Source organism: Bacillus mycoides, assembly GCF_001757995.1.
GTDB lineage: Bacteria > Bacillota > Bacilli > Bacillales > Bacillaceae_G > Bacillus_A > Bacillus_A mycoides_B.
This window is the reverse complement of the sequence record NZ_LXLV01000032.1, coordinates 50,571-72,635: the sequence shown is the minus strand read 5'-3', so window position 1 is coordinate 72,635 and position 22,065 is coordinate 50,571. Positions and strand designations below refer to the sequence as shown.

Annotated in this window: 18 protein-coding genes and 4 pseudogenes; 15 read left to right on the top strand and 7 right to left on the bottom strand. The window is 33.8% G+C overall.

Annotation, left to right across the window (positions count from 1 at the left end):
• Positions 1-173 precede the first annotated feature (173 nt).
• The 6 genes and pseudogenes from BWGOE10_RS12750 (at position 174) to BWGOE10_RS12725 (ending at position 5,462) form a co-directional block, all read left to right on the top strand.
• Entirely contained in the window at positions 174-1,205 is a 1,032-nt protein-coding gene (locus tag BWGOE10_RS12750; RefSeq protein ID WP_070142579.1) for an alpha/beta hydrolase, read from the top strand.
• 268 nt (positions 1,206-1,473) lie between these two features.
• Positions 1,474-1,563, top strand: a pseudogene (locus BWGOE10_RS12745) (MFS transporter); the annotation flags it as partial.
• Positions 1,564-1,606: 43 nt separating this feature from the next.
• Positions 1,607-2,962 (top strand): RNA-guided endonuclease TnpB family protein, encoded by a 1,356-nt coding sequence (locus BWGOE10_RS12740; protein ID WP_070142580.1) that lies wholly within the window; start codon positions 1,607-1,609, stop codon positions 2,960-2,962.
• Between the two features lie 288 nt (positions 2,963-3,250).
• Positions 3,251-3,547: pseudogene (locus tag BWGOE10_RS12735) on the top strand (MFS transporter); the annotation flags it as partial.
• A 42-nt stretch (positions 3,548-3,589) separates the two neighbouring features.
• Positions 3,590-4,456, top strand: coding sequence for an ABC transporter permease subunit (locus BWGOE10_RS12730; protein WP_070142584.1), 867 nt, complete (start codon positions 3,590-3,592; stop codon positions 4,454-4,456).
• Position 4,457: 1 nt separating this feature from the next.
• A complete protein-coding gene (locus BWGOE10_RS12725; protein WP_070142586.1) occupies positions 4,458-5,462 on the top strand; it encodes an ABC transporter permease subunit in 1,005 nt (334 codons plus the stop codon).
• A 47-nt stretch (positions 5,463-5,509) separates the two neighbouring features.
• On the opposite strand, the gene BWGOE10_RS12720 is transcribed toward BWGOE10_RS12725, so the two are convergent.
• Entirely contained in the window at positions 5,510-7,210 is a 1,701-nt protein-coding gene (locus tag BWGOE10_RS12720) for a pyruvate oxidase (RefSeq protein WP_070142588.1), read from the bottom strand.
• 82 nt (positions 7,211-7,292) lie between these two features.
• Positions 7,293-8,030, bottom strand: a complete 738-nt coding sequence (locus tag BWGOE10_RS12715; RefSeq protein WP_070142590.1) for a ZIP family metal transporter — start codon at positions 8,028-8,030, stop codon at positions 7,293-7,295.
• Between the two features lie 154 nt (positions 8,031-8,184).
• Here BWGOE10_RS12715 and BWGOE10_RS12710 point away from each other — a divergent pair.
• The 3 genes and pseudogenes from BWGOE10_RS12710 (at position 8,185) to BWGOE10_RS12700 (ending at position 12,031) form a co-directional block, all read left to right on the top strand.
• Positions 8,185-8,956, top strand: a pseudogene (locus BWGOE10_RS12710) (class I SAM-dependent methyltransferase).
• Positions 8,957-9,462: 506 nt separating this feature from the next.
• Positions 9,463-10,776 (top strand): hemolysin family protein, encoded by a 1,314-nt coding sequence (locus BWGOE10_RS12705; RefSeq protein WP_070142592.1) that lies wholly within the window; start codon positions 9,463-9,465, stop codon positions 10,774-10,776.
• Between the two features lie 388 nt (positions 10,777-11,164).
• Positions 11,165-12,031 (top strand): MBL fold metallo-hydrolase, encoded by an 867-nt coding sequence (locus BWGOE10_RS12700; RefSeq protein WP_070142594.1) that lies wholly within the window; start codon positions 11,165-11,167, stop codon positions 12,029-12,031.
• Positions 12,032-12,283: 252 nt separating this feature from the next.
• Here the strand turns inward: BWGOE10_RS12700 and BWGOE10_RS12695 are convergent, their stop codons facing one another.
• Positions 12,284-13,237, bottom strand: a complete 954-nt coding sequence (locus BWGOE10_RS12695; RefSeq protein WP_070142596.1) for a nucleoside hydrolase — start codon at positions 13,235-13,237, stop codon at positions 12,284-12,286.
• Between the two features lie 33 nt (positions 13,238-13,270).
• Positions 13,271-13,873, bottom strand: coding sequence for a DUF2441 domain-containing protein (locus tag BWGOE10_RS12690; RefSeq protein WP_070142598.1), 603 nt, complete (start codon positions 13,871-13,873; stop codon positions 13,271-13,273).
• 223 nt (positions 13,874-14,096) lie between these two features.
• Here BWGOE10_RS12690 and BWGOE10_RS12685 point away from each other — a divergent pair, with 223 nt between their 5' ends.
• The 3 genes and pseudogenes from BWGOE10_RS12685 to BWGOE10_RS12680 all read left to right on the top strand — a co-directional run bounded on the left by BWGOE10_RS12685 (position 14,097) and on the right by BWGOE10_RS12680 (position 15,533).
• Positions 14,097-14,582, top strand: coding sequence for a DUF2798 domain-containing protein (locus BWGOE10_RS12685; protein ID WP_070142600.1), 486 nt, complete (start codon positions 14,097-14,099; stop codon positions 14,580-14,582).
• Positions 14,583-14,641: 59 nt separating this feature from the next.
• Positions 14,642-14,920, top strand: a pseudogene (locus tag BWGOE10_RS33400) (alpha/beta fold hydrolase); the annotation flags it as partial.
• Positions 14,921-15,005: 85 nt separating this feature from the next.
• On the top strand, positions 15,006-15,533 hold the full coding sequence (locus BWGOE10_RS12680) for a GNAT family N-acetyltransferase (RefSeq protein ID WP_070142602.1): 528 nt from the start codon (positions 15,006-15,008) through the stop codon (positions 15,531-15,533).
• 50 nt (positions 15,534-15,583) lie between these two features.
• Here the strand turns inward: BWGOE10_RS12680 and BWGOE10_RS12675 are convergent, their stop codons facing one another.
• Together BWGOE10_RS12675 and BWGOE10_RS12670 are read right to left on the bottom strand one after the other, a co-directional pair.
• A complete protein-coding gene (locus BWGOE10_RS12675; RefSeq protein ID WP_070142604.1) occupies positions 15,584-16,408 on the bottom strand; it encodes a class I SAM-dependent methyltransferase in 825 nt (274 codons plus the stop codon).
• A gap of 44 nt (positions 16,409-16,452) precedes the next feature.
• On the bottom strand, positions 16,453-16,893 hold the full coding sequence (locus BWGOE10_RS12670) for a MarR family winged helix-turn-helix transcriptional regulator (RefSeq protein WP_070142606.1): 441 nt from the start codon (positions 16,891-16,893) through the stop codon (positions 16,453-16,455).
• Positions 16,894-17,564: 671 nt separating this feature from the next.
• Between BWGOE10_RS12670 and BWGOE10_RS12665 the strand changes: the two genes are divergently transcribed.
• Entirely contained in the window at positions 17,565-17,972 is a 408-nt protein-coding gene (locus BWGOE10_RS12665; RefSeq protein ID WP_070142608.1) for a GNAT family N-acetyltransferase, read from the top strand.
• An 82-nt stretch (positions 17,973-18,054) separates the two neighbouring features.
• Positions 18,055-18,708, top strand: coding sequence for an MBL fold metallo-hydrolase (locus tag BWGOE10_RS12660; protein ID WP_070142610.1), 654 nt, complete (start codon positions 18,055-18,057; stop codon positions 18,706-18,708).
• 126 nt (positions 18,709-18,834) lie between these two features.
• Here the strand turns inward: BWGOE10_RS12660 and BWGOE10_RS12655 are convergent, their stop codons facing one another.
• Positions 18,835-19,458: a TetR/AcrR family transcriptional regulator gene (locus BWGOE10_RS12655; protein WP_070142611.1), complete on the bottom strand. Its 624-nt coding sequence runs from the start codon at positions 19,456-19,458 to the stop codon at positions 18,835-18,837.
• Positions 19,459-19,580: 122 nt separating this feature from the next.
• On the opposite strand from BWGOE10_RS12655, the gene BWGOE10_RS12650 reads away from it, so the two are divergent.
• Positions 19,581-21,809 (top strand): MMPL family transporter, encoded by a 2,229-nt coding sequence (locus tag BWGOE10_RS12650; protein WP_070142612.1) that lies wholly within the window; start codon positions 19,581-19,583, stop codon positions 21,807-21,809.
• Positions 21,810-22,065 lie beyond the last annotated feature (256 nt).

Here is a 22,065-nt window from a genome sequence, read left to right as displayed (position 1 = left end):
ATACGTGTATGCGAGATGTTTTCAAGTCTTTCTGTAATGAATATATAGAAAATTAAGGAAATGTTAAGGGTTTATGTAGTGGAAAGTTAAGAAGTGTATGGGAGACTAATAATGTACAAACAAATTTAGATGGAATTGATATTTTTATAAATTTAAAGGAAAGGAAACGTTGTATGAGGAAGATAAAAAAATTAATAAAACTTATCGGAGTCATTACTATACTATTACTAATCATAGCGTTGGTATTTCCTACATGGACCTCACAAATAAAGGTCAAAAACAGTATAAGTACATTAGAACAAGTAGAGATAAATGGAACTGGTCATGAAATTATGATACGAGGCAAAGATAAGAGTAATCCAGTTATTATCTTTGTTCATGGTGGACCAGGTTCTTCGGAAATACCATATGCTCAAAAATACCAAGACTTATTGGAAGAGAAATTCACGGTTGTCAATTACGATCAAAGAGCAAGTGGAAAATCGTATCATTTCTTTGAAGACTATTCTAACCTTTCATCAGATCTACTCGTGGAGGATTTATTAGCTATGACGGATTACGTTTCAAAACGTCTAGGCAAAGAAAAAGTAATTATAATAGGCCATTCTTATGGTACATATATTGGAATACAGGCTGCCAACAAAGCTCCTGAAAAATATGAAGCATATATTGGCATTGGACAGATGAGCGATACAGTAGAAAGTGAGATGGATAGTTTAAACTACGTTATTGAACAGGCACAAAATGCTGGGAATGCGGATGAGGTTTCACATTTAAAAGGGTTAACTGAACAAATTAAAAATGGCGATACATATACCCCGCGAAATTATGTTGCGAAATACGGTGGAACTTCAAGACTTATTGAAAATCCAGATGGTGATAGCATAGGGATGTTATTCAGTAATGAATATAACTTGTTTGACGTAATTCGTTATAACTATGGATTATCCTATTCTCAAACAGTTTTATTAGAAGAAGATTTAAAGAATCCATTACCTACTAAAGTAACTAAGCTGAATCTACCGTTTTATTTTCTTATGGGAAAATACGATTATAATACTTCATTTCTTGCAGCAAGAAAATATTTTGATATGATTGAAGCGGATAAAAAAGAATTTATTACTTTTGAGAAATCAGCTCATTATCCGCAATTTGAAGAGAAGGAAAAGTTTTATGAGTGGATGTGTGATACATTTGTGAAATAAATACAATTGATCCGAACTTTAGGAAATCAAAAAGGTTAGAGAGATTAAGTAGGTATTAGCAATACTTTTAAAGATTTTAGATAAATATCAACAGCAGATTCGTGAAGCGAAGAAAAATGCAAAGACTCTTGTATTAATGAACAAGGGTCTTTTTTATAGGATATTCTTTATGGAAAAGGAAAATATTGGATATTGGTCGAAAAATATAATGTAACTTCCGAGAAATGACTGAAATAATAATATTTTGTCGAGAGAAAGGATATTACGTATGAAAGAAATGCTACAGTTATTTCGAAACAAAGTTTATGCACGCTTTTTTCTAGCGAATATTTTAGAACGCCTTGGTTCTATGATTGCTGTCAGTCAATAGGCTGAACTCTCTGAGAAAGGTGGTGAAAACGATGGCTAAAAAGAAAGCAATGAAAGTATTACGTAAACAAAAGAAAAGAGAAAATATGCAACGATTCACTCAGAAACAGAATATCGGACGAGCTTGCCTTACTGCAAAAGAATTTCGCTTACTGCAACGCATGTCGCATAGTTCAAAAGCGTTGCGAAATGTTGGATTGTACACTATTAAACAAAGTTACTTGAATAATAACAAGATGGCTACTGTAAAAGAAGTGGACACTGCCATGCAAACCGATATGAACTACTGGGGCATTCAATCAAACTCTGTTCAAGCAATTCGTAGAGCCTTATTTACAGAAGTAAAAAGCTTTTTTAAAGCATTGGAGCAGTGGAAGAAAAAAACTGAAACCTTCACAGGTCGTCCTAAGTTTCCGAATTATTCTGGTTCAACTGACAAACGAATCATTGAAATCTATCAAGTTCCAAAAGTGGATGATAACGGGTATTGGATGATTCCGATGAATGTTGCATTCAGGAAAAAATTCGGTTCCATTAAAATACGTATGCCTAAAAACTTAAGAAATAAAAAAATCTCCTACATTGAGATTGTACCCAAGCAAAAAGGTCGGTTCTTTGAGGTGCATTATACATATGAAATGCACGTTTCTCAAATGAAGAAACAATCCACGACTACTAGTAACGCTTTGAGTTGCGATTTAGGTGTAGATAGATTATTAAGTTGCGTAACAAATACAGGTGATGCATTTTTAATTGATGGAAAAAAACTAAAATCCATTAACCAGTACTTCAACAAAATGATACGTAATCTGCAACTGAAAAATATTGAAAATGGACTTTCAAAACGTGTTGTAACGAACCAAATGGCTGCATTTTGGCATAAACGAGAACGACAAATAAATGGTTATATCTCACAAACTGTAGGCCTGTTGTTCAAAAAAGTGAAAGCATGCAACATAGATACGGTTGTCGTAGGGTATAACGCTGGTTGGAAACAAAAATCTGATATGGGAAAAAAGAATAATCAAACATTTGTTCAAATCCCATTTCATAAACTGATTTCAGCAATTGAGAATAAATGTGTAAAAGAAGGTATCCGATTTTTAAAACAAGAAGAAAGCTATACTTCAAAAGCTAGTTTTCTAGATAAAGATACGATTCCAGTTTGGTCTAAGGATGATAGAACTCATTATCGTTTTAGCGGCAAACGGATCACTCGTGGTCTGTACCAAAGTAAAGCAGGGAAATGTATTCATGCTGATATTAATGGTGCATTGAATACATTGAAAAAATCGAGAGTTGTAGAATTGGATGACAATCTCAAAGTGAAAACGCCGATTCTATTAGAAGTGCAAAAACGTAAGGCTGTTGCTTCGTGCATAGCTTAGTGGGTGCGTCAACCATCCATGTGTACTCGACTTGTCGGGGCTTGTAGCACACGCCGGAGTCATCTGAGTGGTGGCTTCTTCCACAAGGAAGAATTGCTCTTTTTCGAAAGGGTGGTGCAAGTGGGAAAACGATAGTTCGTTGCCAGTCCCAACCAAAAACTTACTTGGGGTGTTACCCATAAGGTGGCATGAATTCTAGAGCGTCAAACTGTCTAGCGATAGACGAAAAGACCTAGAGTACTAACTTAAGCCCCCACTGAAACGTTTCATCTCAGTGGGGGAGTTGACGTATGTATCGCTTTTGCGACTTTCTTTTTACCATTTATTAATGTTGCAATATCGGGCTGGATGTATGAAATTGTAGAAGAGTCATTCATGGGACGCGTTCAAAGTTTACTTAGTCCATTAACGACAGGATTCCAACTGTTATCTCTTGGCACCATAGCAATGTTGTTCCCAAAATGGATTAGTGCAGATACATTGTATATTATTTTATTTGGTTTATTATTATTTGTTACGTGTTTATACCAAGCTATTTTACCTAGTGGGAAAAAGCGAGTGCAGAGTATAGCTGAAGAGATGTAATATATCTGAATTTTTATTTCTGAAAGTAAAGGGGTAATAGTTATGTTAATGCGAACTGCTAAGTGGTGTGGGATTACTTGTTTACAGTTATTTGCTGCAATCTTATGTATAATCTGTCTAGGTGCGCTCCCTCGGTTATTTAAGGGATTGCAAATTGATTTAATCGGTTTTTGGAATGCAATCATATATGTAGGAGAGAAATTACTTCATCCAACTGAAATTACATATGGGTTTCAGGTACCGAAAAAATTGTTTCCGCAAATTTGGGTCCATTATATTGAAACGATGATAGTATTTCTTTCAGCTTTTTTATTTTCTTTATGTATAGCATATGTACTTGTTGTTTTTGTGCTGCAGCGTTCTCATATGAAACAAAGAATATGGAATGGGATTTTTCTTACCCTTGAGAGCATACCAGATATTTTACTTATTTTATTATCGCAACTTCTTGTCATACTTATTTTTCAAAAAACAGGTTTTATGCCAATCAAACTTGCTGGATTAGGGGAAGAAAGAGTACGTTTGTTACCGATTATATGTCTTACAATACCAACAACGTTATTGTTTATTAAACTTTTGTTATTAAGGTTCAGAGAAGAATTAGAGAAAGATTATAGTATGTTTGCCAAGAGTAAAGGGTTAAGCTTACGGCATATTTTGACACATCATATTTCAAGAAATGTTTTATTGACGACAATTTATTATGCGAAAACAAATATTTTATTTATGCTATCCAATTTATATATTATTGAATGGATTTTTAACACATATGGAATGTTTGTATTCGTAAAAGAATATTCGAATATAGAAATTTTCACAGTAAGTTTAATTATATTATATGTACCGCTCTTTATCTTATTTCATTTATTACATACGTTCTTACAAAATGTTATAAAGGAGCGTGTGTAATATGTGGCAAGTTGTAAAAAGGGATATAAGATTTTGGTTTGGTGTTACTTTTTTAAGTGTACTTATGATTGTTAGTATTGGGAATACGTTGTTTTTTGATGGGAATATTCGCGAACTAACGATGATGTATAACGAAAAAGGAGAATTGGAGGCTGCTCCGTTTTCACCATCAAGTGAATTTTGGTTTGGAAGTGATGCGAAAGGCCGCGATCTTTTTCAACTAATAATAGAGGGAGCAAAATGGACCGTAGGTGCGAGTATAATTATTGCAGTTTTACGTGTAGTGATTGGGGGAGGCATTGGTTTATTACTTGGTATGTACAGTAAACGCTCATTTCCAATTATCTCATCTTTTTTTGATCCGTTTAGTATTGTACCGATGATTATGATTTCCTATTTTATATTAAAGGGAGTTTTAATGTTCGACAGTGGAGAGGCAGCTGCTCCGTTTCATTTGCGAGTTGCGTTTCAAATTATAGTTCTTGCATTTCTTGCAGTACCGACAGTTATGTTGTATGTAGCGCAAGAAGTCAAGCGTATTAAGAAAGAAGAATTTATGTTGGCGGCAACAGTGCTTGGAGGAAGTAAGTGGCAGAGACTGAAGCGTCATGTATGGCCGCATATGTTACCATCATTTCTTTTATTAGTAGCCCAGCAATTTGTTAGCACTTTATTACTTCTCTTACATCTGGGTTTGTTGCAATTATTTTTTGGTGGAACAATAATCTTTGGCGGTATAGATGCAGATAGTGTAACAAAAGAATGGACAGGGTTAATCGGACAAAACTTCCGTCACTTAACTACTCATACATGGATTGTACTTATTCCGATTGCTTTCTATAGTATGACAATCTTGTCAGGAAATCTTATTAGTAATAGTATGCAGGATGCAATTAAATTAGGAAATGTTAGAAGAGCGAAACGGAAGGATAAAGAGGTGAAAGTAGAGAAACAAATACAGCCTACCGTGAATGATTTTTCATTTCATAGAGAGGTATCAAAATAGGGAAAGGTAGCTGAAGACAAAAAGTTTTCAGCTACCTTTTTTATATTTTAAAGTGGAGGTAGATCAATCTTACCTTCTTCAAATAATTCTTTTATCATATGTTTCGTATAACCAGCTGCTTGACCAAATGTGATTTTTGCTGGCATTGGTGCTTCATTTACATCTACAACTACATCAATAATGCACGGTTTATTTTGTTTTACTGCATTTTCAAAGGCGGGAAGTAAGTCATCTAAATGTTCTACACGGTATCCAATACCACCACACGCCTCAGCATATTTTGCAAAATCAGGATTCGTTAAGTCGGTACCAAATTCAATATTCCCCATAACTTCTTGTTCAAATTTAATCATAGCAATTTTATTATTGTTTAATACAATGACAACGATTGGCAGTTTATATTTAACAGCTGTTACGAAATCGTTCATTGTCATTCCAAACCCGCCGTCACCACAAACTGCAAACACTTGTTTATCCGGGAAAGCAATTTGTCCAGCAAGTGCACCAGGTAAACCGCAGCCAAGTGTTGCAAGCCAACTAGAAATGATAAATTGCTGGTTTGTCATACGGAAGTGTCTTGCAGTCCATACTGTTACATTTCCGACATCGACTGAAAGAATTGCGTCATCTTCTGCTACTTGTTGAAGAGCGTGCATAACTCGCTGTGGTTTAATTGGAGTCGAAGAATCTTCTTCTTGATTGTGTAATTTTTCTTCCCACTTTTTCATCATTTCTTGATGATGCTCTAAGAAGGAATGGTCCTCGTGTTTTTCTACATTTTCAATTAACCATTTTAATGTTTTATCAGCATCACCAGCTAAGCCGATATCTGTCGTATAACGTTTCCCGATTTGTGCGGGGTCTGTATCAATATGAAGTGTTTTTGCTTTTTCGGGTAAGAAACCAGTGAACGGATAAGAAGTACCAACCATAATTAAAGTATCTGCATGTTTCATTGCTTCATAAGAAGGTTTCGTCCCGATTAATCCTAATCCACCGATACAAAGAGGGTGTTCATCAGGAACAATCCCTTTAGCTGGTAATGTAAGTACGATTGGAGCACCGATATGTTCTGCAAATGCAAGTAAAGACTCTCTCGCATGTTTCGCTCCTTTCCCAGCTAAAATAACAGGTTTTTTCGCTTCATTAAGTGCGAGTTTTGCTACAGCTAAATCTTCTTCTTGCGGAAATATTTCTGGTAATGTAAAGGAAGAGTTTGTAATGCGCGCACCATTTTTCACTTCAAATTTCGGAACATCATCTGGAATTGTAAGAACCGATACACCTTTTTTCGTATATGCCATTCGAATCGCTTGATTCACTACAGCAGGTAACTGTTCAGCTGACATAATTCGTTGGTTATAAACCGCAACGTCATCAAACATTCTTTCCAAGTTTACTTCTTGGAAAAAATCCGTTCCGAGTAAATCACTTTCTACTTGTCCTGAAATTGCTAGTACGGGAGCTTGATCGAGTTTGGCATCGTATAAACCATTTAATAAATGAATAGCTCCAGGCCCTGCAATAGCCATACAAACACCAAGTTTTCCTGTTAATTTCGCATAGGCTGCCGCTGCTAACGCGCCAGCTTCTTCATGGCGAACTTGAATAAATTTAATTTTATCTTGTTTTTTTCTTAAAGCTTCAATTATAGAATTGATGGAATCTCCAGGCATACCATATATGTGTTCTACACCCCAGTCAATTAAAAGATCAACTAATGCCTCACCGGCTGTTTTCCCAAACATAATCGTTCCTCCTTATAATAGGTAGATACTATTATGTTTTGGAGAAAAAGGAAAAATATACAAATGGTATGACTTATTTATTTTAATGATGGCCAGTGAAAAGAGTGAAGACTGTTATTAGTAAAAATCCACTAATAGACCACGATAGAAACGGAAGGGAAGGTAGCTGTTTTTTTGCTTTCCAAAGCATTTCGTGAATTGTGACATAGCCAAGAGAACCAATTGCGCTTCCCATAATAAGTCCTTGTAAATGGAGAGCTTTCCCGTCCATCATAATGCCAAAAACAGTACCGGTCCCTAGGATAAGAGAAAGTAATAAAGTTGTTAATAAAAATGAAATGTATTTATGTTTTGTAAAGAGAAATGGAATAATTAAAGCTAACCCTTCTGGAATATGGTGAATGACAATCGCAAGTAAGAAAGGAATGGCAGAGTCATTATGATTTATAAACGCTGTTCCTAACGCAAATCCACTCGGCATATTATGAATGAATATAGCGAAAGAAAGAAAAAGGAAGGTTTGCCATGCTTGTTGATCTTTCTTATGTATAATCGGATGATGGCAATAGTTATCTAATAAGCTCATAACTAAAATACCGATAGCTATACCGAGCATAGGCCCAATTATTTCATAGCTTGAAAATGTTTCAGGAATAATTTCAAGTGATAATAATCCAAGTAAAATCCCACCACATAATGCGTATAAGCGATGCATCTTTTCTTCAATTAGTTGGCGTGTTGCTATTCCAACAGCACCTCCTAATAGTAACCCGCCGAACGAAAAAAACGTAACGATTATTGGAATCCATAAACGTTCCATAGTATCACACTCCGATTCTATACCCTTAATTTCAGCTTACTAATGGGGGAGGGAGATTAGTCCAAATAATTGTGTTCGATTATAGAGAAGAATCTATTAATTCGTCATAATCTGTATATTGTATTTAATAGAAGATGCGAAAGGGGGAATAAGATTGCAAACAAAATGGAGTTTATCTGAATATAAAAATCCAAAACGATATGATATAGAAAATAAAAGTTTGTCAGATTTTCCATTCTTACTATCATGGGCACAAAAACTAAATATACAAAATGAATGGATTCTAGATATTGCTTGTGGAACAGGGAGAGTTACAATACCATTCATAGAAAACGGATATCAAATGATTGGAGTAGATATACATGAAAGAATGCTTGCTGAAGCGAAGAAAAAATCAACAAGTTATCCGAAAGTGAAATGGTTACAGCAAGACTGTTTACAATTGAACATAGAAGAAACTATTCCGTTAGCATTTATGGTAGGGCACGGATTCCAGCATTTTCTTACAAATATACATCAAAATCAGTTATTAACATCTATTCATAATGTGTTAGCTGACTATGGTATATTTATATTCGATACACGTTTTCCTTTAAAAGAAGAATTAATGCAACCATCTACAGAAGAATATTGGACAACTGTTAGTGATGAAAAGGGAAGAAAATGTGATCTATATACTGAAATGACATATGATTCAATTCAGCAAATACAGCATGTATATTACAACGAGACGTTTTTATAAGGGAGATACGCTAGTAGAGGAACTAAAAACTACGATAGATCTTCGATATACGTATCCGCAAGAATTAGAAAGATTACTAGTAGCGAATAGGTTTGAATTGTTACATATATACAATGATTGGGAGGGGAATGAGCTAGGTGAGGATTGTTATTCGATGGTGGTAGTATGTCGGAAGAAAAGATAGTGTTGGTGGATATTAAGGAAAAATGACATTTTGGTCTTGTCAAATTTGCTCATGCTAAGCGCATTCTATCTAGACATACAAAAGGCGGAGCGAACTGGCAGAAACAGCGAATCAAAGTCGCTCGCACTCATGAACAAAAAATAATATAGTTAGTGGAGGCGAAGGGTATGTTATAGTGTTTGATGTACGTATTAAGAGATTTTATGTAACAGGAAAGAGAAGTTTTTTGTTTGAATTTTAGGGTATACAAAATGTAAACGTTGACTGGGATTTATTTCTCATGCTAACATATAGATAATTTAATCAAGGCGGTGGAAATGTATTGGACTCAGATGTTGACTCGGATAGGTGGCTAAATGACCTCGATTTTCTCAGAGTACCCATCATCATTTTGAGAATGTAGATTTTATACAATCTCATGTTAATGTGTATGAAATTGTAGGTATGGAAAGAGAAAATATATCAGGAGGTGAATCCTTTAGTTTCAAGGAAGCTAAAGGAATTAGTTGGACATATTTAATTTAATCATGGTAGCGGTTTTAATCGCATGTACTGCATTTTTCGTGGCAATTGAGTTTGCTATTGTAAAAGTAAGAGGTTCAAAGATTGATCAATTTGTATTAGAAGGAAAGAAGGGTGCGCTGGCAGCTAAGAAAGTGACATCAAACTTGGATGAATATTTGTCAGCTTGTCAATTAGGGATTACAGTTACAGCAATGGGACTTGGAGCACTAGGTGAACCAACGATTGAGAGACTTTTACATCCTTTATTTGATAAGTGGAACATCAATCCTTCCATTGCAGGTGTATTATCTTTAGGAATTGCTTTTACTATAATGACGTACTTACATGTTGTAGTTGGTGAATTAGCACCAAAAACATTGGCGATTCAAAAGGCTGAGAAGGTTACTTTATTACTTTCGGCTCCGCTTATCTGGTTCTACAAAATCATGTATCCGTTTATTCGCTTGTTAAATGGCTCTGCAAGGATGATAACAGGAATGTTCGGCTTAAAACCTGTATCAGAGCATGATGTAGCACATACAGAAGAAGAATTACGATTGATTCTTTCTGAAAGTTATGAACGTGGAGAAATTAATCAAGCTGAATACAAATATGTAAATAATATTTTTGAATTTGATAATCGTATTGCGAAAGAAATCATGGTCCCTCGTACAGAAATTATAGGGCTACATGTAGATAATTCTTTAGCAGATCATTTAAAAATAATTCGGGATGAAAAGTATACACGTTACCCAGTATTTGGGGAAGATAAAGATGAAATCATTGGTATGGTGAATGTGAAAGACTTCTTTATTCGTTATATGAATAAGGAAACAAAAGAATTTAGTTCAATTCACTCGTATACGCGTCCAGTAATCGGAGTAATTGAAACTATACCAATACATGATCTTTTACTACAAATGCAAAAGAAACGTATTCCATTGGCTGTGTTATATGATGAATACGGCGGTACGGCTGGTATTGTAACCATTGAGGATATTCTGGAAGAGATTGTAGGAGAAATCCGTGATGAATACGATGAAGATGAACGTCCGCCCATCCAGCAAATGAATGAAGGTCATGTTGTCGTAGAAGGTAAGGTATTAATTAGTGAATTAAATGATTTACTAGGATTACATATGAATGATAGTGATGTTGACACGATTGGTGGTTGGATTCTGATGCAGAATTATGATATAGAGGAAGGGCAAACAGTAAATAGCGAAGGATATGCATTTAAAATTCTTTCTAAAGACCCTCACCAAATCAAACGTGTTGAAATACAAAAAGAAATGATGGAAGCAGCAACTGTATAGTTGCTGCTTTTATTCAGCTGATAACATGGTAGCCTTCCTCATTAAATTCATTGATTAATCAACTCTTTATCTGTAACATATTACCGAAATAGGAATGATTGTTTCCTTTGTATTCAAGGTTCAACACCTCTTCGATATTGTAAAATGTATCTCATTTATACATATTGTAATATAATTTAAATGTAAATTCGTAGCGTAAAATAGATTAAAAGTAACAAATGTTGAGAAAGGATGCCTTTATCAACATTAGTATTTGTATTTCACTAGATAATAAAAAATGTAGAATGATTTCATTTCTGACATTGTTATTTACTAATAATCAAAATACAAAATAAAGAAATTTCTTGGCTGGGAATTTTTACACAGTCATAAAATGGAGGCAATAGTTATGCAGCAAATTAAAAAAATAGGAAACGCATTTTGGTATATGACACCAGTTTCCGAGACTGATAGACCTATCTTAGGAATGGTAGTTGGAAAAGAAAAGACTTTGATGATAGATGCAGGTAATTCAGAAGCACATACACAATTGTTTTTAGAAATGCTAAAAGAACAGAATGTATCAAATCCTGATTTCGTAGCATTAACGCATTGGCATTGGGATCATATTTTTGGATTGCCTGTATTACAAGATGCAGTATCTATTGCACATATTGAAACGAAAAAAGAGATGAACACACTTGTTTCTTACGAGTGGACGGATGAGGCATTGGACGCACGTGTAAAAGAAGGTACAGAAATTGAATTTTGTGCGGAATGTATCAAAAAAGAGTTCAGTGAAAAAACAAGAAATATTAAAATTATTCCTCCGACCTTAACGTTCCAGGATCAACTTGAATTAGACCTTGGTGATGTGACATGTGTGTTAAAGCATGTGGGCGGAGATCATTCACATGACTCTGTTGTTATGTATATTGAAGAAGAAAAGATATTGTTTTTAGGAGACTGTATATATGCAGATATTTTTTCTTCGAAGTGGAACTATACGACGAAACGAACGTTTACATTAATAGAAGAATTAGAGAAATTTGATGCTGAGACATATATTCTTTCTCATGGGGAAGCAATAGATCGAAATGAGTTTTTGCGAGAGATTTGTTTGCTAAAAACAGTAGGAAGTTATACGGAAACTCATAAAGGCGATGAAGAGAAGATAAAGGCAGCGTATAAGCAAGAGCTAGATAGAGAATTAAATGAAGATGAGCTAGAAACAATAGCGTATTTTGTAAATGGTTATGAAATGGTTAATCTGTAAAACCTAACTCTAATGAAATTAATGCTTATTCTGACCAAATACAATTTAACTGCACAAAAGAGTATTGAAAGTTAATTCAATACTCTTTTTAATAATTAAATAATTAGTTCCAACCAATTTCTAAATCTTTTAGATGGCTCATCATCTGGATTTATACCACGGTTGTGAAAGTTAACATAATAAACTTTTCGTTGCAATTCCTAGCCTTTAAACAAGTGTTAGTTTTCATCCCCTAAGTAGAATACGTTATTATTAGCGGGGGTTTCGAGTAGAAGCTTTCTTAGCTAATTCAGTTATATAGTCGAAAAATGCATTGTGGTTTACATCATATACTACATTTACAGGTCGTCCATCAGCAGTTTTCACTGTACGCCCTTGGCTAGGACCATATGTATGAACAATACTATTAATCATTTGTGTTTTTGCGAGATCACTTTTTCCAACAAATGCAGTAGTTAATACATCCCACAAATAGTAGGTAGAGTTAGTTGAAAAATAAACGAGAGGGGGGACCATTGCATAACATTGACCAAGGAAATCGACACCAATATATTTACGGTCTTTTGCCCAGCGTTCACGTACGTCTAATGTTAGCGGAACCTGGTTTGTGCTTTCTAGCGTCACTAAATCAATTTTTATATTAGTGTCCCATACATGAGCGACTGCTTCGGGATCCCAAAACGAATTCCACTCGGCTGTTCCATCATGCCCAGGTTCATGTACGTTGCCCGCAGTACGAAATGTACCGCCCATCCAAACGAGGCCTTCAATTTTTTCTTTGATTACAGGCGCTTCATATAGTGCACGGGCAAGATCGGTAAGAGGACCTGTAAATAATAAAGTTGTTTTCTCCTCAGTTTGTAGAAGAGTTTCTATTAAATGGTGATGCGCAGGTTTGGCTGCTACGGGTGTTACAACTTTCCCAGACTCATTTAAAATTGGTAAAGCATCTACATAAAATGCATGCATCCGCCAGTCTTTTGGAAATGGATTTTTCCCACGAGAGTTTGACGCTGCTACTTCAATATTACCTTTTCCGAAGCGATCGATAATTTTACGACTTGCAGATATCGCTGGTTCTAAATAGCAATCTGCTGGGATAATAGAAACACCTGTGAGGTCAATATTGTCCATCTGAAGTAATAGGAACAATGAAATTAAATCATCTACACCACCATCATGATTGAAGTACACTTTTTTCATCATTGTAATCTCCATCCTATAATATTTAGTCAGGAATTAAATATGAATTTGGGAAAAATCATCAATAATTTCTACCACTTCAATTCTCCCATTAATTAGTAGCTCAGGAAGTTCATTTCTAACGTTTCCTTTCCAATACTCTCTAGCCTGTTCAATTTTTTGAGCGAAAGGAATACCATCTTCTTTCGGTAAAAGATTTCCGTCACCTTCAAAAGAACTACCGATCACTCGTAATTTAACAATCTGCAAAACTTCTCGATTGTAAGAATCAAATAGCGCTTTCCATTTCAAAGCATCTTCATAGCTTTTGGAAGCATATAAGCAAGACAACCTTGAAGGGTATTCAGGATATTCTTGCAGTCTAACCATTTCTACAATCGTTTCTCTAACCGCTCTTATTGTTTGATCCATATAATTCATAACTACTTGAGCATTTTCATTATTTATATGTAATCCGTCATTTATATAATGCTTGTTTAAAATTTGCATGCAATCTTCACTGTTAGCATTCAATTGTTCTCTTTCAAAAAAGAAGTGAAATAAAGTGTTAGTTTGATTTTTGTCAAAATGAATGATTTGTCCGATATTCATTTTTTTCCTTGTAACGATGTGATATGCGTAAAATTCAGCTTCATTCATGGTTATCCTCCTAGTAGTAATGTAATTCAATGTTAAATTTAGTAATTCAACATTGAAATATATAAAACCTTTATAAGCATATAGTTATAGAATGGGAAGATTTGAGTGAAGAGTGAAAGAAATACACATAACCGCTTTAAAAACGTTCACAAAATGTTCACTTACGAAGGAGTTTCCAATATCGATATAATGGCAAAGACTCAAAGAGAAGGGATGATGAAAATTGCCAACAACAAGAAAGGAAAACCTCCAATTTGGAATGATGATGTGCCTAGGGATGGTTATCGTAATGACGTTTTACAATTTATTAATGAATGGAGCAGGAGGGCCAATTCATTTTAAGGAGGTCGCATTTGAACTAATTATTGGATTTATTATTGCGCTATTAATTGAAATATGTATTGTTGGGCCCTGTGCGAAAAAAATTGTATTCGCGTTACCATTTGATAAATCAAAGAAAATAAATATTATCGTTGCGATGGCGACAGCAATGGTAATTGGGATGGTTTTCTTTATGTCATTTTACGGAATGGCTATGATGTATTTACATGGCGGACTACACGGAGATTCAGTTGTTACCATTTATTTTTCAATCTTTATGAGGAACTTTATTGTAGCGTATCCATTACAATTAATTATTATGGGGCCACTTGTGCGTTTCTTATTTGGAAAGTTTGTTTTGAAAAGTAAAGGTGTTAATGTAGCATAAATAAATATGTATTATTTATTTATAAAAATTAAGTGATGTTATAGATTCAATGTATCGAAAGAGTTTGGGAAGAAAGTCATTTAAGTAATACAGGGAAGGTGAGTAAAGTTATTTTTGAAACGAAATCAATTGTACCGCTTATTGAGCGCATTAATGGTTTAAGATACATGTGTCATTGTTGGAGCGTAGGACTATAATACTGGTGTGGAAATGAGTAAAGGATAACGAATCATATGAAGAATAGTAAACTTGTTATATTTGAAAATAGTGCTCATTTTTCAGATATTGAAGAAACAGATAATGTATGTGAAGCGATTATAGAGTTTTTAGAAATATAGTATAAAAACAAAGAGAGGGTTAATGATTGGAATATTGAATTATATAAGGTGTGAATTGTTTATTTAAAGAACGGGAGGATGCAATATGATTGAATATAGAAAAGCAAGAGTAGAAGATTTACAAGGGATTATTAAAGTGTGTTCAGACGGTTATAGAAATACATATCCAGGTTTGTTGCCTCAGCAATACATAGAAAGTACGATTAAGGAATTTTACAATGATGACAGGGTGAGAAGTGAAATATTAAATATTAACCAAGAGTGGAATGGTTGGTTTGTTGCAAGTGATAATGGAGAAATACTCGGTGCTGGTGGAGGTGGTTTCACTGGTAAAGAAACAGCAGAGTTATTTGTAATATATTTAAATCCAAATAGAAAAAGAGAGGGTATCGGTACAGAATTACTTTCTATTATTACAAATAATCAAATTGAACGTGGTGCAAAGGAACAATGGGTTTCAGTTGCAAAAGATAATTTTATGGGAATTCCGTTTTATGAAGCAGTTGGCTTTATATATCAAGATGAAAGACCTTCATATGGGCTTCCTGTAGACAAAGATTTCACATCTATTCGATACAAACGTGAGTTAGCAAGTAGCCTATTTAAAAAATAGGAACAAAAAGACCTCTTAAAATTGAGGTCTTTTTTGTATAAGCTATAGATTTATCGTTTTTCAAACCGTAGATGAACAAACTTCAACATCTTTATTAAATTTACAATCCGCATCATAATTCGTGTACTTCCATCCCAATCTTTATTTGTAGGTATATGTTTAAAGAAAGGGGAGCAGCTTAATATTTTTATGTTAGAAGACCACTTTTCTATTGTCTTTGGATTATTTACGTAAAAATACATCATAGCGCCGTTATTACCAGATTTTTTTACAGTAGCATTCGAAAGTGTCAGTGCGAACTTTGATTCAGCATCAAAATATAACTCTCCTCCAGGAAAACGTTTTGCCATAGCGACAAATATCTCCTTCAGTTCTTCTTCTTTAAAGTAATAAAACACACCTGCTGATATAAAAAGAATACCGTCTTTTGGATCATATTTTATATCGTTGAACCAAGAAGTGTCAAAAAATGATTTGGCAATGCTTATATTTCGTGGTGTATCTTCAATTAATGTTTTGCGGAAAGCGATCGCATCAGGCAAATCAAGGTTATACCACTGTATAGTACCGTTATCAATTCTTGAAAAAGTAGTGTCTAGTCCAGAACCGATATTTACTATAGTAGCATTCGGATGTTTTCTAATAAATTGTTTAATAGTATCGTCTATTTTTCTTGCACGGGTAATGTAAGTGATACATCCATATTCGCCAAATGTATCTGCTATTTTAGAGAAATCAAAGTCGCATTCTTTAATAATCCGAATAGCTTCCGTATCATCTAAAATATCCTTGTTTTTCTCACTACCATATGCTCGTCCCCATAGTGGAATAAGCATAGTACCTTGAACTGATTGTAAATCTATTTCTTTAACCATGAAACGTCCCCCGTTTAATAATAAAAAATATTATATATATATGATTAGTCGTTATTTAGCATTTTTGATAGCATTTTATTTGTTTTATACAGTCCGTAAGTTAAATCACGTTGATCTTCTTCACTGAGTTTTTCAAGATTACTAGTGAAATTATTATAAATTTGTTTCCATCTTTCATAATGTGCTTTTTCAGCTTTATCTGTTAAGGAAATTAAAACAGCTCGTTTATCCACTGTATCTTGTTTTTTTACAATGTATCCGTTTTGCTCTAAATTACGAACGGTTACACTTAATTGTTGTTTAGGTATGTTTAAATAACTAGCAATCATTTTTAAATTTACAGCGACTTTTTGCTGGGCAATATACTCAACTATGTGTTGCTCTAAATGTGTAAATTCAGTGGATTTCTCTGATAATAATTTGAAAGTACCTGACATATTTAATAATAAATTCATGTATTCGTTTGTTAATTCTTTATTAGTCATTATTTTTCGTGTCCTTTATCAATTTAGTAATTATTTTATTACTATTTTCACTTAAAATCAAATGATTACATTCATATTAGTAATTATTTATTTACTAATATGAGATTATTTAAATCGTGAGAAATACAGTAGAAGAAAAGTGAAAGTTTTTTGTGAGAGGGGAATGTAAAGATTAAAAATATTACTTTATACATAAAAAACTAATGAAGCCAATGTCATTTTCAGTCATTATACTATTAATAATTTTATGGTAAAATCTTTTACATAATTAAATAAAGGGGTAGTATTCTATGGGTTATTTCTCAAATAGTTTATTAGTTTTGTTTGTTCTTATCGTATGTAGCTGTATGATTTTTGGTTGATAATATAATGATAGATTGATATAAAAGAAGGTATCTCACAAAGATGAGATACCTTCTTTTTCTTATAATTGTAAATTAGATACAGTATTTGGTGATGGTTGAAATGTATATATTTTATACTCACCATTAGTTGATATACTAAACAAATATTAAATAGAGAAATATATATGGTACCAATCTTATTAAGTTCCTTATGTTCTTAAAGAGGAGGAGTTTCATTTTTTCTTATTGAAGTATTGTTCTAGTCAGTTTAACGACGGCCAAAAATTTTTTGGAATAAAAATAAAAAGGATAATAGGGAGTATTTACATGAAAACTATTTTAAATTACACAATTGAACCCCCTAAAGATTTCAATGAATTATTAACTATGTATGAATCTTTAGGATGGAATTCTCTTAAATTATCGGTTTACGAGTTAGAACGCATGTGTAAGCAAAGTTGGTATGCAATTTATGTTTTTGATGACCAAAAGTTAGTAGGGATGGGACGGATTATATCAGATGGTGTAATTACGGGCATTATTTGCGGAGTGTGTGTATTACCGGAATATCAGTCCAAAGGCATTGGAAAGGAAATAGTGGAACGATTAATCCGGCACTGCGAACAAAAACGAGTTATTCCACAACTTATGTGCGTTGAAGATTTAAAACCTTACTATGAATCAATTGGATTTGAGGAATTTTCGATTGGTATGACGAAACGTATTAAACGCTAGCAGGGCTTTATTTATTTAGTTTTTTATGTAGTCAAATCTATTTTTAGATTTTAAAAACCTAATAATAAAGGAGACTAAAGTAATGGAGATTGCTAAGGGAGTAGAGATGTTACATATTGAATTTCAAGGGTTTATTATTCATCCAATTCTTTTATGGGATAATGAAATGGCAGTTTTAATAGATACTGGATTTCCTGGACAAATTGAAGATATACGAGTAGAAATGGGTAAGGTTGGAGTATCGTTTGATAAACTAAAAGCCGTGATTTTGACGCATCAAGATATAGATCATATAGGTAGTCTTCCTGAACTATTACAAAACTGTGGAAGTAATATAAAAGTTTATGCTCACGAACTAGATAAGCCATATATCGAGGGGGAGTTACCTTTATTGAAGGATGCACAAGTACAGAATCCTCCGAAAGGAAAAGTGAGTGATACTTTGATTGACGGTCAAGAACTTCCATATTGCGGTGGTATTCTTATTATTCATACCCCAGGGCACACTCCTGGTCATATTAGTTTATATTTGAGACAAAGTAAAACTCTTATCGCTGGGGATTCAATGTATAGCGTAAACGGAATTTTAGGGGGAATTCATGCCCCAACTACTTTGGACGTAAAGGAAGCGCAAAATTCTTTGAAGAAGTATTTAAATTTAGAAATTGATTCGGTAGTTTGTTACCATGGTGGATTAAGTAAGGGGAATATAAATGCACAAATTCAAAAGCTGTAGATAAGAATTTTTTGTTAATCGGTGCTAAAGTATAATCTAATTGCTAGTATATAAATAAAACCCTTAAATTAATAAAGAGCATGTTTGAAGGGATTTCAAACGTGCTCTTTATTAAATATAATCAATTTAATTTTGATGACTTAACCCATTCCAATAAAACGAAACGATTTGTTTTGCTAATTCATCTATATTTGCAAGAGTAGGATTGTGATTCTCATCTTTAAAATTCCCGATTGATAATAAAGCTACGAAAGCATGGGCAGCAAATTTAGGATCTCCTTTAGGTATTTCGCCAAGGGCCGTCGCATTATCGAGTGCTTTTTCCAATACTTCATACATGTTATCCTCGGCATTTTTTAATTCCTTCAATTGCTCTTCAGATAAGGATAGTTTTGCATCTTTCATGAAGTTCTTCATATCAATATCCATCGTTGCGTGTAAGTATACTGTAGCAAAGTCCAATAATCTTTCTTCCAAAGTCTTATTTGTAGAGAGGATTTGATCCATATTTTCTCTTATTCGCACCATCATTTGAATCATAGTAGCGGCAAATAAATCCGCTTTTGTTGAATAGTAATAGTAGACGGTTGCTTTTGTAACACCACATTCTTTCGCGACCTCATCCATCGAAACAACTTGATAATTTTGAGTGAGAAATAACCTAGTTGCAACTTCTAAAATGATTGCTTTTGTAGATTTTGTATTTTTATTTTGACGAGGCCTTCCGAGAGGACGTTGTTTTTGATCCAAATACATTCGCTCCTGACATTTATTATTGAGATAATTATAACATAATTTTTTAATCATTCTTGATTAATTAACCAACCAGTATATATAATTAATATTGGTGGGGAAAAGGAAGGTGGGTTTTTATGAAAAAGCACCCGTTAAATATGTTAGGGAAGCTTGTAGCAGGGAAGAATACGCAATGGATAACTTTATCGGTTTGGATTCTTATTACACTGGTACTTTCATTTACGTTACCACAAGTAAACAGTATGAAAGAACCGAATCCGAAAAATTTACCTGAAACATCTATGTCACAGCAAGCTGAAGCACTTATGAAAAAAGAATTTCCTAATAATGCAGGAAATCCGTTGTTAGTAGTATGGCATCGAGATGGTGGATTACAGTCAAAGGATTATAAACTCATACAAGACGTTTATAAAGAGTTAAAGGCCAGTCCTTTAAAAGAACAATCAACATTACCACCATTTGATACAATTCCAGAGCAAGTATTATCAAAAAGTGCATCAAAAGATGGTACATCATTTGTCACACCAATATTTTTTAATAAATCTGCTGGAACGGATATATTAAAAGGTAATTTAGAAGAGTTACGAAAAATAGTGAGTAGTAAAGTGGATGAAGATCCGTTCAAACAAAAAATTACCGACTCTGGTTTACATGTTCGATTATCTGGACCTGTAGGTATTCAAACGGATGCGGTAAGTTTATTTAGTCAAGCTGATGTGAAATTATTAGTTGCTACTGTATTACTTGTATTAGTTTTATTAATTTTATTGTATCGCTCTCCAATTTTAGCAATTTTACCTTTACTTGTTGTTGGCTTTGCATATGGAATTATCAGTCCGACCCTGGGCTTTTTAGCAGACAATGGATGGATTAAAGTAGATGCACAGGCTATATCGATTATGACTGTCTTACTGTTTGGAGCAGGAACGGATTACTGTCTATTTTTAATTTCAAGATATAGGGAGTATCTGTTAGAAGAAGAAAGTAAATATAAAGCACTGCAACTTGCGATAAAAGCTTCAGGTGGTGCAATTATAATGAGTGCACTAACTGTAGTATTAGGATTAGGAACATTATTACTTGCTCAATATGGTGCCTTTCATCGATTTGCAGTACCATTCAGTGTTGCTGTTTTCATAATGGGAATCGCTGCATTAACAATTCTTCCGGCATTATTATTAATTTTCGGTAGAATTGCATTCTTCCCATTCATACCGAGAACAACTGCAATGAATGAAGAGTTTTCGAAAAAGAAAGTTTTAAAAGTAAAAACTACAGATGGGGCCTTTAGTAAAAAGCTTGGTGATCTTGTTGTACGTAAACCGTGGACAATTATTATGCTAACCGTATTTTTATTAGGAGGATTGGCTTCATTTGTACCGCGTATTCAATACACGTACGATTTATTAGAATCATTCCCGAAAGATATGCCATCACGCGAAGGATTTACATTAATTACGGATCATTTTTCAGCTGGAGAATTAGCACCAGTAAAGATTGTAGTTGATTCAAAAGGAAAAGATTTACCTATTAAACAAGAAATAGAGAAATTATCTTTTGTTAAAAAAGTGAAAGAACCAATGAGGGGAAAAGAAAATAACCAATTACAAATGTATGAAGTTTCTTTAGCAGAAAATCCGTACTCAATTGAAGCATTAGATCAAATTCCTAAATTGAAAAGTAATGTAGAAAAAGTATTAAAAGACGAAGGAATCCGTAATGCTGAGGATCAATTGTGGATTGGGGGAGAAACAGCTTCCTTATATGATACAAAACAAATTACTGAACGTGATGAATCGGTTATTATTCCTGTTATGATTGGTATCATAGCTTTACTTTTACTCGTTTACTTACGTTCTATCGTTGCGATGATTTACTTAATTGTAACTGTCGTTTTATCATTCTTCTCTGCATTAGGAGCGGGGTGGATATTACTTCATTTCGGTATGGGAGCTCCGGCGATACAAGGGGCAATCCCGTTATATGCATTCGTATTTTTAGTTGCTTTAGGTGAAGATTATAATATCTTTATGGTTTCAGAAATATGGAAAAACAGAAAGAAACAAAATCACTTGGATGCAGTAAAAAATGGTGTTATACAAACAGGTAGTGTAATTACATCCGCAGGTTTAATTTTAGCAGGAACATTTGCAGTATTAGGTACATTGCCAATTCAAGTTCTTGTTCAATTCGGTATTGTGACAGCAATCGGTGTATTGCTAGATACATTTATTGTAAGACCGCTGCTTGTGCCTGCGATTACAGTCGTTTTAGGACGCTTCGCTTTTTGGCCAGGAAAGCTTTGGAAAGAAGAAAAGCAATTACAAAAAGAAGATACTTTATAAAAGAAGGTTGCCGATAAAGTCAGTAAAACTGATTTTTAGGCCACCTTCTTTTTTGTTGGTCTGATATAGAATGATCATTTTGAATATACAACGAAAAATATAGATGAAATGTATGATGAAGTTTTAAGTGCATTAAAATTTTTCTTATCAGACATAATAATTCGTAAGAAATTCCAATTGAGTGAGGAATTTCTAAAATTATGTATTGTTATAGGATGATAAAAATGTGGGACACGATTGTTTTGTATGTACCTGA